This window comes from Microbacterium jejuense (genome assembly GCF_019511665.1).
In the GTDB taxonomy this organism is placed as follows: domain Bacteria; phylum Actinomycetota; class Actinomycetes; order Actinomycetales; family Microbacteriaceae; genus Microbacterium; species Microbacterium jejuense_A.
The window spans coordinates 26,692-40,328 of sequence record NZ_JAEUAW010000009.1; the positions used below are offsets into that span (position 1 = coordinate 26,692).

A 13,637-nucleotide genomic window follows, 5' to 3' on the forward strand; every position below is an offset into this window, starting at 1 on the left:
TCCACCGCGTGAGTCGCGCTAGGAGTTCACGCGGATGATCTCGCGCTGGTACGGCGCGACGACCTCGCCCGAGACGCGGCAGTCCAGCACGAGGAAAGGGCGGGATGCCGGCGGCTCCGCGCTCCACGAGGCTAGGCGTTCCAGGTCGTCGAGGGTGCGCACTACGACGCCCTCCGCGCCGACGCCCGCCGCGAGGGCGGCGAAGTCGACCTCGGGGATGAGCATCGGCTGCTCGGCGAGGCCCTTGAGCCCGTAGAGGTGAACCTCGGCGCCGTAGGCGGCGTCGTTCCACACGACGGCGACGCCGCGACCGCCGGCCACGCGCACCGCCGTCTCGAGGTCGGCGAGGGCCATGAGCCCACCGCCGTCGCCCGTCGTGAGCACGACCGTCGACCAGGGCTTCGCGAGCGCCGCGCCGGCGACCGAGGGCCAGCCGAGGCCGATAGACTGGAAGGCGGTGCCGACCATCATCATGCGGTCGGGCGAGGCGACGGGCCAGTACATGTTGGCCCAGCCGATGAAGTGCCCGCCGTCCGACACCACGACGCGGTCCTCCGGCAGCAGCTCGCTGATCCGCCGGGCCACGGCCCGCGGGTCGAGCCGGCCGTCCGCCGCGACCGCATCGCCGGGCTCGTACGCGCGCAGCGCGGCGACGTCCACCGACTCGCGCCACCCGCTGGGCGCCGCACCGCGTGCGCGCAGCGCAGAGGCGACGGCGCGGGCTGCGACGCCGGCATCCGCCCTCACGAATCCGCCCACGTGAGGGTGCGTGGCAGCCGGCGCCACGTCGATCTGGAAGACCCGGGTTCCCGGGGCGAACAGGTCGCCGAACCGCATCGTGAACTGATTGAGGGATGCCCCGAACACGACCGCCACGTCGGCCTGGCGCACGAGTTCCATGGCTCCTTCTGCGCCGAACCCGCCCGTGACGCCGAGGTCGAACTCTGCTCGGGGGAAGACGCCGCGGCCGAGCGCCGTCGATGCGGTCACGGCGCCCACCATGTCGGCCACCTCGCCCAGCGCCTCGGAGGCGCCGGAGATCCAGGCTCCGCGACCGGCGAGCAGGAACGGCCGCTCGGCCGTCGCGAGGGCCCCGACGAGTCCGTCGAGCGCTCCGGCGGCGAACGGTCCCGCGGGCGCCAGCGGGTCGGGGAGCCGGGGCTCGGGCGCCTCGGGAACCGGGCCGGCGTCGCGCGCGGCGACGTCGTAGGGGATCGCGAGCACCGTGGGCACCCGGTAGGTGAGGGCATGCTCGATCGCGATGACGGTCGTGGCGGCGGCATCCGCCCGCCCGACCGTATACGTGCGCGCTCCGACCGCGGAGGCCATCGCGATCTGGTCGACGTCCCACGGGCGCGGGCCCGACGTCGGCTCGTCGCCCACCACGAGCACCAGCGGCACGTGCGCCTGCACGGCCTCGGCCAGCGCCGTGAGCGTGTTCGTGAAGCCGGCGCCGTACGTGGCGGTGGCGGCGGCCAGGCGGCCGGAGGCGCGATGGAAGGCGTCGGCGGCGACGACGCCGCCCGCCTCGTGGCGGACGGCGGTGAAGTGCACGTCGGTCGAGCGCTCGAGCGCGTCGAGGAAGTAGGCGTTGCCGTTGCCCATCACGCCGAAGACGTGGTCGATGTGGCGGGCGAGCGTGAGGGCGACGTGGGCGGAGACGGAAGGCATGACGGATCCCTGGAGACTGCAGACGGATGAGAGGCCGTATGTGTCTCGCGCGTCAGCGCTGCGTGCCCATTTTTCGAGCACCGGCGGGCGACGATGCCGCCGGACGGAACCGAGTATAGGCGTACGCCAAGATGGAGGCATGAAGACGATCCAGCTGCGCCGGTACACGCTCGTCGACGGGGAGTACGACGCGTTCGTCGACTGGTGGAACGAGTGGATGCCGCGCGTCCGCCCCGCAGCCGGGTTCACGATCGAGTTCGGATACGGCATCCGCGAGACCAACGAATTCGTGTGGGCCGTGAGCGCTCCCGGCGACGAGGACGCGTTCCTCGCCCTGGAGAAGGCGTACATGGCCTCGGACTCGCGTGCGGAGGCCTTCGACGGCGTGCCGCAGCGGATCGCCGAGTACAACATCCGCTTCGTGTCGGAGTTCCCGACGACCGCCCGCTGACGGGCTGGGCCCGGGCGGGCTCGGTGTTCTCCGAGCCTTTCGCGGGAAGATGGCGTGTGACCTCCCCGGAAGAGCGGCCCGGCCGCCGCGCCCTCGTGATCGTGTCGTTCGCGGTCTACCTCGTGCTGCTGGCCTGGGTGGTGCTCTGGAAGCTCGAGGTGCCCTGGATCGGCGACGCGGCGAGACTCGTCCGCCCGGTCAAGCTGGTGCCCTTCGTCTCGGACGGCGATGCGGGTGCGAGCGCTCCGATCGAGCTGCTGATCAACCTGGTGCTGTTCGTGCCCCTCGGCCTCTTCGTCGGGGCGCTGGCGCCGGCGTGGTCGTGGTGGCGTGCAGGCCTCGTCGCGCTGGGAGTGAGCCTCGCCCTCGAGGTCGTCCAGCACCTGATCTCGACGGGCAGCTTCGACACCAGCGATCTGATCGTCAACACCGCGGGCGCTCTCGTCGGCTGGGCGATCTTCGCGGCCGTGCGTCGCAGGGCGGGGGAGCGCGCCCCATCGGTCATGAGGAGCGTGTGCGTCACGGTCGCCGGGCTGGCGCTGGTTGCCGTCGTCGCCTTCGTCGCGTCGCCCCTGCACTACGGCCCGCAGCGCGACGTCGTCGTCGAGCGCTCGACCTCGGGCTGACTCCGGGCGTCAGCCGCCCAGCGCGTCACGGATGGCGGTCGCCGACCGTGTGAGCCGGGCGGCGATCTCGTCGTCGCTGTGCGTCGTGGCGACGAACACGACGGCGATGGCGGCTGGCGCGCGCCCCCGCACGCTGAGCGGCACGGCGACCGCCCGCAGCGTCGGGATCACCTCGTCGTGACTCGTCGCGTAGCCGCGGGTGGCGGCATCCCGGATCTCTTCGGCCAGCGCGTCGCCCACCTCGGCCGGCCATGCGCCCTCGGGCACCAGCGAGAGGATCGCCTTGCCGGGGGCGCCGCGCGTCACCGGGTGCCGCGTGCCCGGCCGCTGCGCCACGGGGTTCACCGCGTGCCGCGGCTCGACGCTCGAGAGCGTCACGCACTCGTCGTGGTCCGCGACCACGAGAAAGCTCGTCACACCGAGGTCTGCGGCGACCGCGGTCAGCTCGGGGAGCGCCTCGGCCTGCAGATCGTGGGCGACGCCTGCGGCGAGGGCGGCCATGCGCGGGCCGAGCTGCACGCGGCCGCTCGAGTCGCGCACGACGAGCCCGTGGTCTTCGAGCGTGCGCAGCAGCCGGTACGCCACGGACCGGTGCACGTCGAGACGGGCGGCGAGCTCGTCGATCGTGAGCGGCTCGCGGGCGTCGGCGAGGACTTCGAGGATCCGGATGCCGCGACTCAAGGTCTGCGAGGCGGGCGCTGTCGAGCTCACACGGGTCTCCTGCCTTGTCGGACCATCGACACTTCGTATACGATCTGTTCAATAGTAGAACGGCGTGTTCGAATATAGAACACGCGACGATTCCCCCACAACCTCCGACGAAGTCGTCGGGAAAGGGATCAGGACGATGCAGTTCCATCACCACGGATACGTCTCGGGCGACCCCCGCGTGCAGGACGCCGCCGGCACGGGCATCGACCGCCCGGCCGACCTCCCCGACGAGATGGACGTCCTCATCGTCGGCTCCGGGCCTGCCGGCATGCTCCTCGCCGCACAGCTGTCGCAGTTCCCCAGCGTCACGACGCGCATCATCGAGCGCCGCGACGGTCGTCTCGTACTGGGTCAGGCCGACGGCATCCAACCGCGCAGCGTGGAGACGTTCCAGGCCTTCGGCTTCGCCGAGCGCATCATCGCCGAGGCCTACAACATCGGCTGGATGAACTTCTGGGGCCCCGATCCCGAGAACCCCGCGAACATCGTGCGCACCGCGCGCACCGAGGACTACGCGTTCAAGATCAGCGAGTTCCCGCACCTCATCGTCAACCAGGCGCGAGTCCTCGACTACTTCGCCGAGGCTGCGGCGCACGGGCCGGGACGCATCGTGCCCGACTACGGCATCGAGTTCGTCGGCCTCACCATCAACGAGGGTGAGGAGTACCCCGTCGAGGTGCGCGTGCGCCACGTGGCGGGGGAGCGCGCCGGCGAGGAGCGGACCGTCCGCGCGAAGTACGTCGCCGGATGCGACGGCGCCCGCAGCCGCGTGCGCGAGGCCATCGGCCGCAAGCACGTGGGCGGCATCTCGGCGCACGCGTGGGGCGTCATGGACGTGCTCGTGAACACCGACTTCCCGGACTGGCGCACCAAATGCGCGATCAACGCCGAGGCGGGCAACATCCTCCACATCCCGCGCGAGGGCGGGTACCTCAGCCGCATGTACATCGACCTCGGCGAGGTCGCCGACGACGACGACCACCGCGTGCGGCAGACCCCGATCGACGAGATCATCCGCAAAGCCAACGCGATCCTGCACCCGTACTCGATCGACGTGAAGCAGGTCGCGTGGCACAGCGTGTACGAGGTCGGGCACCGTGTCACCGATAAATTCGACGACGTCGACGTCGACCAGGATCACGCCCCGCGCGTGTTCCTCACCGGTGACGCATGCCACACCCACTCGGCCAAGGCCGGGCAGGGCATGAACGTGTCGATGCAGGACGGCTTCAACCTCGGCTGGAAGCTCGGCCACGTGCTCACCGGCCTCAGCCCGGCGTCGCTCCTGGAGACCTACTCGGCCGAGCGGCAGCCCGTCGCGCAGCAGCTCATCGACTTCGACCGCGAGTGGTCGTCGCTCATGGCCCGCAAGCCCGAAGAGATCTCCGACCCGCAGGAGCTCGCCACCTTCTACCTCGGCACCGCCGAGTTCCCGTCCGGCTTCATGACGCAGTACGGCCCGTCGATGATCGTGAAGGATGCCGCCCACCAGGGCCTCGCGTCCGGCTTCCCGGTCGGCAAGCGCTTCAAGTCGTCCGAGGTGGTGCGGGTGTGCGACGGCAACGCCGTGCACCTCGGGCATCACGCCAAGGCCGACGGACGTTGGCGGATCTACGCGTTCGCCGACGGCGCGGCGCCGGGTGCGGCATCTACTCTCTCGTCGTGGGCGGAGTACATGGCGTCGGACGAGTCGCCGGTGGCGCGCTTCACGCCGACGGGCGCCGACGTCGACGCCGTGTTCGACATCAAGGTCGTGTACCAGCAGGCGCACGAGGACGTCGACATCATGGCGGTGCCGAAGCTCTTCCTGCCCGAGACCGGGCCGCTCGGGCTGATCGACTGGGAGAAGGTCTACGCGGCCGCGCCGAGCGCGTGGACGAAGACCGACATCTTCGAGGAGCGCGGATTGTCACGCGACGGCGTGGTCGTCGTCGTGCGGCCCGACCAGTACGTCGCCGCCGTGCTGCCGCTCATCGCGACGGACGAGCTGGCCGACTTCTTCGCGGGCGCCCTGCTGCCGCAGTCCTGACGTACGCTGCGGCGATATGCAGGTGCCTTGTGTACGCACCGTATATGCGCCAGGGGCTGTCGGCACGACGAGAATGGCCCCAGGCATGAATCACCTTCACCCACAGACGAGGGAGTCCCCGTGACTGAGAACCGTGAGACCGAGCTGCTGGCGTCCGTCCCCGACGGGCTGTTCATCGGCGGCCAGTGGCGTGCGGCGACCGCCGACAAGACCCTCAAGGTCTACGACCCGTCGAACGGTCAGGTCGTGAAAGAGATCGCCAATGCCTCGCCCGAAGACGGCAAGGCCGCCCTCGACGCGGCGGTCGAGGCGTTCCCGGCGTGGGCGGCGACCCCGGCCCGTGAGCGCGCCGAGCTGCTGCGTCGCGCGTTCGACCTGCTGCAGGAGCGCAAGGAGGAGTTCGCGCTCCTCATGACGATCGAGATGGGCAAGCCGCTGGCCGAGGCACGCGGCGAGGTCGCGTACGGTGGCGAGTTCCTGCGCTGGTTCAGCGAAGAGACCTCGCGCATCCAGGGCCGCTACGGCGCCAACCCCGAGGGCACCGGCCGCATGATCGTGTCGCAGCACCCGGTGGGTCCGTGCTTCCTCATCACCCCGTGGAACTTCCCGCTCGCAATGGCGACCCGCAAGATCGCGCCCGCGCTCGCCGCCGGCTGCACCGTGGTCATCAAGCCCGCCGAGCTCACGCCGCTCACGACGCTGTACTTCGCGAAGCTGCTCGAAGACGCAGGCCTGCCTGCCGGTGTGGTCAACGTGTTCACGACCTCGACGTCGGGCGCCGTGTCGGAGCCCATCATCCGCGACCCGCGCCTGCGCAAGCTGTCGTTCACGGGGTCGACGCAGGTCGGCCAGCGTCTGCTGGAGCAGGCGTCGCAGGGCGTGCTGCGCACCTCGATGGAGCTCGGCGGCAACGCGCCGTTCGTCGTGTTCGACGACGCCGACCTCGACAAGGCGGTCGACGGCGCGATCGCGGCGAAGTTCCGCAACATCGGCCAGGCGTGCACGGCCGCCAACCGCTTCATCGTGCACCGCTCGGTCGCCGACGAGTTCGCCCGCCGCGTCACCGAGCGCGTCAACGGCTTCAAGATCGGCCGCGGCACCGAAGACGGCGTGACCATCGGCCCGCTGATCGACGACCGCGCGGTCGCGAAGGCTGCCCAGTTGGTTCAGGATGCCGTCACCCGCGGCGCGTCCGTCGCCACCGGTGGCAAGGCGGTCGAGGGCCCCGGCACGTTCTACGAGCCGACCGTCGTCACCGACGTGCAGCCGGGCTCCGAGATCCTCCGTGAGGAGATCTTCGGACCGGTGCTCGCCATCGTCCCGTTCGACACCGAGGACGCGGCCGTGCGCCTGGCCAACGACACCGAGTACGGCCTCGTCTCGTACGTCTTCACCGAGAACCTCGCGCGCGGCCAGCGCATGATCGAGCGCCTCGAGACCGGCATGATGGGCCTCAACATGGGCGTCGTCTCCAACGCCGCGGCACCGTTCGGTGGCTGGAAGATGTCGGGCCTCGGCCGCGAGGGCGGTGCCGAGGGCATCCACGAGTACCTGCAGACGAAGTACACCCTGACGCCCAACCCGTTCTGACGCGCGGGAGTGAGATGAGCGGATGCCTCGGCGACGGGGTGTCCGCTCGTCTTGTTGTTGAGGGGAGTTCAGTGGGGGCGCGTTTGTGGTCCCGGTGCGGGCGAGAGTGCCGGGCGGGGTTTAAGGGTATCCCGGAGGGTGGCGTTCGCTCGACACCTGGACGCGGCGGCACGTCTGCGGGAGTACCGGGTCTCGGGCGTGAGCTTCACCCATCGGCGCTAGCTGTTCGTGGTCTCAGTGGTGCCCTGCGCGACAGCCGCGCGCCGACCGACGGCCAGCCACGCGATGGGACCGAGCACCGGGACGACGAGGATCAGAAGCGTCCAGATCGTCGCTTGGATGAGCGAGAGCGGGCGCCCGGACCGGATGAGCGAGATGAGGGCCAGGCAAGTGAGCGCGATGACCACTACAGCGACGATCGACCACGTGATGTCGTAAGCAGCGGGGACGAGGGGGTTGTTTTCGTCGCTCATGGTTGTTCGAACGTAACCGACAGCGGATGACTCACGCGAGCGATTGCGATCACGGGGTGCGCACCGGCACTGTTGACCTCGTTGACTGCGCGCTCGACGACTGGCTGACGAGCACCTAGGTCGCGTCGCTAGAGGACGGGTCGCGTCTGGGCCACTCGCCCCATCCGTCGGGGACTGTCCGGAGGATCAACTGTGCTGCGTTGAGACGCTCGGGTGAGACGCCATGCTCGCGGGATCCGCCTGAGCTGGACCCGCCGTCGGGATACCTGAACGAGTGACCGATCCAGGGGTCGAGTTCTCGGAGCTCGATAGTTTCCCGGTAGTGTCCTGCGACGACCGCGAACACTTGTCGCTCGAGGTCGTCCGCTTCGTGCTCCCAGTTCGAGTCGCAGGCGTCGCAACCGCAGACCGGGTAGTGGAACTCGTTCAGAAGCCCGGCGTGCATGTATATCCCGGGATACGCGGTGAAGATCAGCGTCAGTGACGCGCACGTCGGATCATTCGGTCGAATTCGCACGGCTCGCACCACGTCGTGATAGCTCGGGTGCAGGAGATCCGCGGCGAACTCTGCGCCCTCGCCGACGTCGACGTCGTAGGTGGCACGCAGGTGTGCGATCAGGGCATCGGCGACAGTGTGGAGGGGTGCGAACCGCTCCGGGTGCGTGTCGACCGAGTATGTGTCTTCCGGAGGCGACCCGTTCCACCGGTGGCCGTAGTCGATCACCTCACCGTCGGCGTCGCGGAACTCCGGTCCGTTGATGGACGGGCGTGCATAGGAGGCCACCCCGTCATCCTGCCGCACACCGCTCGTGAGCACCTCGCCGCCGGCGGCGCAGTGATTCGAGAGATATCTTCCGGATAGGGTCACAGCATGACAGCGCAGCCCGTCGTAGGTACGAACCCGCCTGCGAAGCGAACCCGACGAATCGGCCGCAGCTCCGTCCTCCTGCTCGGTGTCGTCCTGGTTCCAACGGCTCTGAATATCGTGTTCAACAGCTACGGTGCGCTCACAGTCGACGGTGCGCTTCGCATGGCGTTCGCGACGGTTGCCGGCCAGACGGTCGCCATCCTTAGCGCGATCACAGCTCTTGTCCTCACGGTGAAGCGCGGATACGCCTGGCCGGCGATCGTGGCGTTCGCGATCATCACCGCCGTGGTCGTCGGGTTGGCCGTCAGCAGTATCGCGGCGGCCGGCGACACCTTGCTGAGCCGCCTCGATAGCATCGCCCAGGTCAACGAGCTCAACGGCTGACGTCACCACCGCCCAAAGGAACCCGGTCGAGGACCGGTTTTGGACCGAAGGCGGGACGGTCCGATCGAGCGCGCGAGAGCATTCGAATGCGCTAGACGCGTCGACGGCGTCGATGAGACACCGATCTCTTGCCCCAGCACCTGTTGCGGGTCGCCTAGCCACGTCCGGGCGGGGGCCATACGCTGAGCGCGTGGATTTCGAGTCGGTGTTCACTGCCGTCGCCATCGGGTTCGAGGTGATCGGCGCCGTCGTCATGGTCGCCGGATTCCTCTTCGCGGTCGTGCTCGGGATCCGTTCCCTTCTGCGCGGCGAGGGCGGCCACGCGGCCTACACGGCCTTGCGCACGACCCTCGGCGCGGCGATCCTGCTCGGACTCGAGGTGCTCGTCGCGGCCGACCTCGTGCGCACGATCACCTCCAAGCCGTCGCTGGAGGACGCCCTCATCCTCGGCATCATCGTGATCATTCGGACGATCCTCTCGATCTCCATCCAGATCGAGATCGATGGGGTCGCCCCGTGGCGTCGTGCGCTGCTGACGAGCGGCGGTCAGCTGCTCAGCCAGGCAGCGGCGAAGGATCGCGCCGCCTCAGCCCGTGCCGCGGCTTCGCCCGCAGAACGCGCTGAGTAGTTCCGCTCTTTCATCAGTCAGCCCGCGAGTCGGTGCGTCTCCCTAGAATCGAGCACGTGACCAGCGGCTCAAGCAGATCGACACGTCTGGACGTCGCCGATCCTCGACCGCGCGACATGTCGAAGCCGCTTCCCTCGGCGCTGAGCTGGACGGTTCTCTTCGTCTTCGTGGCCGCGTTCGCCGTTGCGTATCTCGTGGCAGAGCTGCCGCTGTGGATCCCTGCGCTCTACCTCGTGATGAGCGGGTGTGGCTTCGCCGCCTACGGCCTCGATAAGTCTGCGGCGAGAGCAGGTCGTCAGCGCGTTTCCGAGCAGACGCTTCTCACCGTGGGCGTCCTCGGCGGCTGGCCGGGAGCCCTCGTCGCGCAGCAGGTGTTCCGGCACAAGACGCGCAAGCGCTCCTTCCGGCGGATGTTCTGGTTCACGGTGGTCATCAACATCGCGGTGCTCGCCGATCTCGTCTATGCCGCTGTGACGCAGCCGGGCGCGCTCGATCTGCCGTTCCTCACGGCACTCGGAGGGGTTTGACCGATGCCGATGAGCGAAGCGCAACAGGAGTTGACCGACCGCGCCCGGGCGCTCCTGGCCGACGAAGCAGACCTCACCGAGAAGGCGATGTTCGGCAGTCACGCGTTCCTGCTCGACGAGCGGATCGTGGTCGCCGTCATGCGAGATGCCCAACTGCTGGTGAGGGTCAGCATCGAGGATGCCGCGACACTGATGCTCGAGGCGGGCGCGGCCCCTGCGGTCATGGGCCCGAATCGACGCGAGATGGGACCCGGCTGGCTGCTTGTCGCGCCCGACGCACTCGCTGACGACGAGCGACTCCTCTTCTGGATCGACGCGGCGAGAGAGTTCAACCGGCTCGACCGCTGACCGCCGCTTCGCTGCCCTGCCCCGTCTGACGATGCGCGTCAGGCGATCAATCGCGGGGTGGCCGACGGAGCTGCTTCACGTCGGTGCGATGCTTCTTGGCTGCCAGGCGTCGTTCCTTTGCGCCGCGACTGGGTGTGGTGGGTCGTCGCGCCGGCGGGGGAGGGCGGAGCGCGTCAGCGATGACTGTGGCGAGCCGTTCGCGCGCGGCATCCCGATTGCGGCGTTGCTCGCGGTGTTCGGATGCCGCGATCGTCAGCACTCCGCCTACCAGTCGACCGCTCAGGTTCGTGAGGAGCCGCTCTCGCTGATGGGGCGAGAGGGCGGCTGACCGTGCCGCATCCCACACGAGTTCGGCCCGGGAGTCGGCGGTGTTCACGCCTTGCCCGCCCGGGCCAGAGGAACGTGAGAACCGCCACGACAGCTCGGACTCGGGGATCGTGACCCCGGCGTTGATGCGAAGTCCGGGACGGTGCGCGGCCGGCATGAGTCCATCATCCTCTCCCGGCTCTATCGACCTTCACCCCCCATGCACCCGCCATAGCGCCAGCGGGCCCGCCACGGACCGGCTCCCGACGTAGATGATGTCCTGAGATCACAGCGCCTCGCGGAGATCCGTCACGTTGGGCTGCGGCGGTGGATCCGTCCGGAACGACTCCTGCCACGCGGACGCTTCTGGCACGGTCCGGCTGGTGACTTCGAACGGATCACCGCGCCAATGGCCGACCGGACCGCTCCTCGAGAAGCTTGGCTGCGAGCAGCTCTCCCGCCACGGGCCCGTACGCCGCGAGTGCCTCTTCATGCACGCGCGCAACGACCGAGGAGAGTTCGAACGGGACGGCGAAGTCGGCGGCCATCGCTCTCATCGTGGCGATCTGCTCCACCACACGGTCGATGCCGAAGGCACCCATGTAGTCACCGCGCAGCACCGCGCCGTAGTCCCGCTCGAGCATCACGCTCGACCCGGCGCGCGCGGCGAGCAGTTCCTGCAGCCGGGCTGGTTCGATACCGGTCGCGCGCCCCAACAGCATGGCTTCGGTGACGGCGACCACCTGGCCGAACCACAACAGATTCGACAGCAGCTTGACGGTCTGAGCCTCGGCGGGGTCGGTTCCGATCACGTCGACGCCACCAGGAGCCGCCAGCAGCTCCAACGGTGGCGTGATCCGCTGGACGGTCTCGACCGCGCCGGCGACGGTGAAAAGCAGTTCCCTGGCGCGTGCTGCAGCAGGACCGCCCGCCATCGTTGCGGTCACACACGCGACGCCGGCTTCGTGCATACGCTCCACCACACGCCGCGTGACACGGGGATCGCCCGTCGAGAGGTCGAGCCAGATCGAGCCCGCCGTGAACCGATGCTCGACGGCATCCATCACCGTCGCCGTCTCACCCGGCCCGGGCAGCACGGTGATCATCACCTCGGAGGCCCGCACGACTTCCTTCATCGACCGCGCGACCGGAATCCCGCTCGCTGCAGCCGCCTCCGCTCTGCCGCGATCGATGTCGTACGCCAGCACCTCGTGCGCACCCGCAAGCGTCGCGGCCACGGGTGCGCCCATCACGCCCAGCCCCACCACGCCGATCCTCACCTGAGCAGTATGTCGGTTCGCAGGCCGCGCCCCGCGCTGTCAAGCCCCTACGCATCCACAGTGGCGGACTCGGATGCTGGAGGTCAGAGCCAGGAGGACCGAAATGACGAACCAGCAGCCAGCTTCCTTCGAGCCCCGAGACGACGAAGGCTACGAAGGGCCGGACGTCGAGATGCCTGTCGACGGCGACGCCGACCTCGGTGACACCGCCGACGACCTGAACGACAGCGCCGACTCGTACGTGAGCCCGGCCCGCACCGGGGCCGACGACTCGGGCGAGCCGAAGCCTGACGGACTGGGCCGAGACCGGACCATTCCCGATGAACCCGAAGGCGTCGCCGCGGGTTACACGGGCGAGCCCTCGACGTTCGAACCGGAGGAAGACGGTCAGTCCGACGGCTGAAACGGCGGCCCGCCTAGGTCTGCTCGGCTCCCCACCGCCCGAGGGCCACGATCGCATCGCGCAGCGCGAACCCGCGCTCGGTGAGCGCGTACGCACGCGTGTTGTGATGGAGAGGCAGGCGGTACAGGACGCCCGCCGCTTCCAGCTCGCGCAGGCGTGTCGCGAGCATGTTCGTCCCGGCGCCGAGGACGCGCTGCAGGTCGCCGTAGCGTTGCGGGCCCTCTAGCAACTGTTCCACGATGAGCAGAGCCCAGCGCGCTCCGACGACGTCGAGGGCCGCAGCGAGGCCGCTCACGCCGTCGGTTCGGCGTCCGGCTTCATCCAGAACGGCGAGTAGTGGTAGCCGTCGGGGTCGTCGAACTGCCGCTGGTACATGAAGGGGTAGTCGTCGGTGTCGCCGATGCGGCCGCCCGCAGCGCCGGCGCGCTCGACGAGTTCGTCGACCGCCTCGCGACTGGTGAGGTCGAACGAGACCGTGACCTTCGACGGCGTATCCGGTCCGCCGATCAGCGACTCGACGCCGCCGACGCGCGCATACATCTCGCGACTGCCGAGCATGACGTACTGCTCGGGCGCAATGGCGAAGCACGACACGTTGTGATCCGACATCTCGGCGTTGAGCGTCCAGCCGAGGGCGGTGTAGAAGGCGGTCGCGCGCTCCACGCTCTCGACCGGGCAGGTGATGAAGAGGCTCATGACGCTGATACTTCCAAAATGGAAGTGCGCCGTCAAGCCCCTCGTCAGCCCTGGCCGGGTCCGCCCCAGTTGCCCTCGGGGCACACGGATCCGGCGGGCTTCACGCCGATCTCGGCACGGATGGCGACGCCCTCGGCGCTCTTCCTGATCGTGTAGGCGATGCCTTCGAGCGAGTCCTGCGCCGGAGCGTTGCCGACCGTCACCTCGTCGTAGTCCGTGCCTTCGGGAATCGGCCCAGGGGTCGTGACCATGAGCCCCCCGGTCGGATGCTGCTGCATCCACTTCGCTACCTGGGTGACACTGCTGGCCTCGACTGTCCAGTAGCCGGTCCGCTCGACCATGGGCTGACACGGCCAGCCGTAGTAGCTGAGAAAGTTCGCCGGTTTCGTCTCCGTGGCGACCGCGCCCGGTGGGACCACTGCGTCGTCGAGCCAGGACTGGGCGAGAGCCTCGGCATCGGCATCCACGATCCCGCTTAGTGTCGGCGTCGGCGACGGGCTCTCGCCCACGTCCGAACCCGCGGCACTGCCCGAGCCGCCGCCATCACGGGCCGTGGTGTTGGTCGCGCACCCCGCCAGCATCAACGTCAGGGCCAACCCGAGAACCATGCTTCGCCGCACTCGCACGACGCTCACCATAGGTGACA

At 69.1% G+C, this 13,637-nt stretch carries 18 protein-coding genes and 1 pseudogene; 9 read left to right on the plus strand and 10 right to left on the minus strand.

The features are described from left to right. Positions 1–18: 18 nt before the first annotated feature. The gene (locus tag JNB62_RS12430) at positions 19–1,671 is read right to left on the minus strand and encodes a thiamine pyrophosphate-binding protein (protein ID WP_220301207.1); all 1,653 of its coding nucleotides are present in this window, start codon (positions 1,669–1,671) and stop codon (positions 19–21) included. A gap of 139 nt (positions 1,672–1,810) precedes the next feature. Here JNB62_RS12430 and JNB62_RS12435 point away from each other — a divergent pair, with 139 nt between their 5' ends. After that, entirely contained in the window at positions 1,811–2,122 is a 312-nt protein-coding gene (locus JNB62_RS12435) for a hypothetical protein (RefSeq protein WP_220301208.1), read from the plus strand. 56 nt (positions 2,123–2,178) lie between these two features. After that, entirely contained in the window at positions 2,179–2,748 is a 570-nt protein-coding gene (locus JNB62_RS12440; protein ID WP_220301209.1) for a VanZ family protein, read from the plus strand. Positions 2,749–2,757: 9 nt separating this feature from the next. Here the strand turns inward: JNB62_RS12440 and JNB62_RS12445 are convergent, their stop codons facing one another. Then, on the minus strand, positions 2,758–3,459 hold the full coding sequence (locus tag JNB62_RS12445; protein WP_220301210.1) for an IclR family transcriptional regulator: 702 nt from the start codon (positions 3,457–3,459) through the stop codon (positions 2,758–2,760). 136 nt (positions 3,460–3,595) lie between these two features. On the opposite strand from JNB62_RS12445, the gene JNB62_RS12450 reads away from it, so the two are divergent. Next, positions 3,596–5,488 (plus strand): FAD-binding monooxygenase, encoded by a 1,893-nt coding sequence (locus tag JNB62_RS12450; RefSeq protein ID WP_220301211.1) that lies wholly within the window; start codon positions 3,596–3,598, stop codon positions 5,486–5,488. A gap of 120 nt (positions 5,489–5,608) precedes the next feature. Continuing rightward, entirely contained in the window at positions 5,609–7,078 is a 1,470-nt protein-coding gene (locus JNB62_RS12455) for an NAD-dependent succinate-semialdehyde dehydrogenase (protein WP_220301212.1), read from the plus strand. Between the two features lie 218 nt (positions 7,079–7,296). Here JNB62_RS12455 and JNB62_RS12460 read toward each other — a convergent pair whose 3' ends face one another. Together JNB62_RS12460 and JNB62_RS19235 are read right to left on the minus strand one after the other, a co-directional pair. Beyond that, complete coding sequence (locus JNB62_RS12460; protein WP_220301213.1) at positions 7,297–7,551, minus strand: PLD nuclease N-terminal domain-containing protein; 255 nt, start codon at positions 7,549–7,551, stop codon at positions 7,297–7,299. A 115-nt stretch (positions 7,552–7,666) separates the two neighbouring features. Continuing rightward, positions 7,667–8,335 carry a DUF6226 family protein gene (locus tag JNB62_RS19235; RefSeq protein ID WP_308291798.1) on the minus strand — a complete coding sequence of 223 codons (669 nt, stop codon included), beginning with the start codon at positions 8,333–8,335 and terminating at the stop codon, positions 7,667–7,669. 87 nt (positions 8,336–8,422) lie between these two features. Between JNB62_RS19235 and JNB62_RS19240 the strand changes: the two genes are divergently transcribed. From JNB62_RS19240 to JNB62_RS12480, 4 genes are all read left to right on the plus strand, one after another. Next, positions 8,423–8,803 (plus strand): hypothetical protein, encoded by a 381-nt coding sequence (locus JNB62_RS19240; protein WP_223231138.1) that lies wholly within the window; start codon positions 8,423–8,425, stop codon positions 8,801–8,803. Positions 8,804–8,993: 190 nt separating this feature from the next. Further along, a complete protein-coding gene (locus JNB62_RS12470; protein WP_220301215.1) occupies positions 8,994–9,431 on the plus strand; it encodes a DUF1622 domain-containing protein in 438 nt (145 codons plus the stop codon). Between the two features lie 167 nt (positions 9,432–9,598). After that, positions 9,599–9,958 carry a DUF1294 domain-containing protein gene (locus JNB62_RS12475; RefSeq protein ID WP_308291799.1) on the plus strand — a complete coding sequence of 120 codons (360 nt, stop codon included), beginning with the start codon at positions 9,599–9,601 and terminating at the stop codon, positions 9,956–9,958. Positions 9,959–9,967: 9 nt separating this feature from the next. Then, complete coding sequence (locus tag JNB62_RS12480) at positions 9,968–10,306, plus strand: TfoX/Sxy family protein (protein ID WP_220301216.1); 339 nt, start codon at positions 9,968–9,970, stop codon at positions 10,304–10,306. A gap of 46 nt (positions 10,307–10,352) precedes the next feature. Here the strand turns inward: JNB62_RS12480 and arfB are convergent, their stop codons facing one another. The 3 genes and pseudogenes from arfB to JNB62_RS19670 all read right to left on the minus strand — a co-directional run. After that, complete coding sequence (gene arfB / locus JNB62_RS12485; RefSeq protein WP_220301217.1) at positions 10,353–10,790, minus strand: alternative ribosome rescue aminoacyl-tRNA hydrolase ArfB; 438 nt, start codon at positions 10,788–10,790, stop codon at positions 10,353–10,355. A 220-nt stretch (positions 10,791–11,010) separates the two neighbouring features. Further along, positions 11,011–11,424: an NAD-binding protein gene (locus JNB62_RS19665; protein ID WP_374450926.1), complete on the minus strand. Its 414-nt coding sequence runs from the start codon at positions 11,422–11,424 to the stop codon at positions 11,011–11,013. 27 nt (positions 11,425–11,451) lie between these two features. Further along, positions 11,452–11,895: pseudogene (locus JNB62_RS19670) on the minus strand (NAD(P)-binding domain-containing protein); the annotation flags it as partial. Positions 11,896–11,995: 100 nt separating this feature from the next. Between JNB62_RS19670 and JNB62_RS19245 the strand changes: the two are divergent. Beyond that, entirely contained in the window at positions 11,996–12,295 is a 300-nt protein-coding gene (locus JNB62_RS19245) for a hypothetical protein (protein WP_223231125.1), read from the plus strand. 13 nt (positions 12,296–12,308) lie between these two features. On the opposite strand, the gene JNB62_RS12500 is transcribed toward JNB62_RS19245, so the two are convergent. Genes JNB62_RS12500 through JNB62_RS12510 form a run of 3 tightly spaced genes read right to left on the minus strand, consistent with a single transcriptional unit; the run spans position 12,309 to position 13,629 of the window. Then, positions 12,309–12,590 (minus strand): winged helix-turn-helix transcriptional regulator, encoded by a 282-nt coding sequence (locus JNB62_RS12500; protein WP_220301219.1) that lies wholly within the window; start codon positions 12,588–12,590, stop codon positions 12,309–12,311. After that, positions 12,587–12,991, minus strand: coding sequence for a VOC family protein (locus tag JNB62_RS12505; RefSeq protein ID WP_220301220.1), 405 nt, complete (start codon positions 12,989–12,991; stop codon positions 12,587–12,589). Before JNB62_RS12505 ends, JNB62_RS12500 begins: the two co-directional genes overlap by 4 nt. Positions 12,992–13,035: 44 nt before the next feature. Continuing rightward, entirely contained in the window at positions 13,036–13,629 is a 594-nt protein-coding gene (locus tag JNB62_RS12510) for a hypothetical protein (protein WP_220301221.1), read from the minus strand. Between the last annotated feature and the right edge of the window lie 8 nt (positions 13,630–13,637).

Bases quoted from the DNA above. Each gene is read 5' to 3' on its own strand.
- JNB62_RS12505 (WP_220301220.1), bottom strand. From the start codon at position 12,991: ATGAGCCTCTTCATCACCTGCCCGGTCGAGAGCGTGGAGCGCGCGACC.
- JNB62_RS19245 (WP_223231125.1), top strand. From the start codon at position 11,996: ATGACGAACCAGCAGCCAGCTTCCTTCGAGCCCCGAGACGACGAAGGC.
- JNB62_RS12450 (WP_220301211.1), top strand. From the start codon at position 3,596: ATGCAGTTCCATCACCACGGATACGTCTCGGGCGACCCCCGCGTGCAG.
- JNB62_RS12435 (WP_220301208.1), top strand. From the start codon at position 1,811: ATGAAGACGATCCAGCTGCGCCGGTACACGCTCGTCGACGGGGAGTAC.
- JNB62_RS12480 (WP_220301216.1), top strand. From the start codon at position 9,968: ATGAGCGAAGCGCAACAGGAGTTGACCGACCGCGCCCGGGCGCTCCTG.
- JNB62_RS19240 (WP_223231138.1), top strand. From the start codon at position 8,423: ATGACAGCGCAGCCCGTCGTAGGTACGAACCCGCCTGCGAAGCGAACC.
- JNB62_RS12460 (WP_220301213.1), bottom strand. From the start codon at position 7,551: ATGAGCGACGAAAACAACCCCCTCGTCCCCGCTGCTTACGACATCACG.
- JNB62_RS12430 (WP_220301207.1), bottom strand. From the start codon at position 1,671: ATGCCTTCCGTCTCCGCCCACGTCGCCCTCACGCTCGCCCGCCACATC.
- arfB (WP_220301217.1), bottom strand. From the start codon at position 10,790: ATGCCGGCCGCGCACCGTCCCGGACTTCGCATCAACGCCGGGGTCACG.
- JNB62_RS12510 (WP_220301221.1), bottom strand. From the start codon at position 13,629: ATGGTGAGCGTCGTGCGAGTGCGGCGAAGCATGGTTCTCGGGTTGGCC.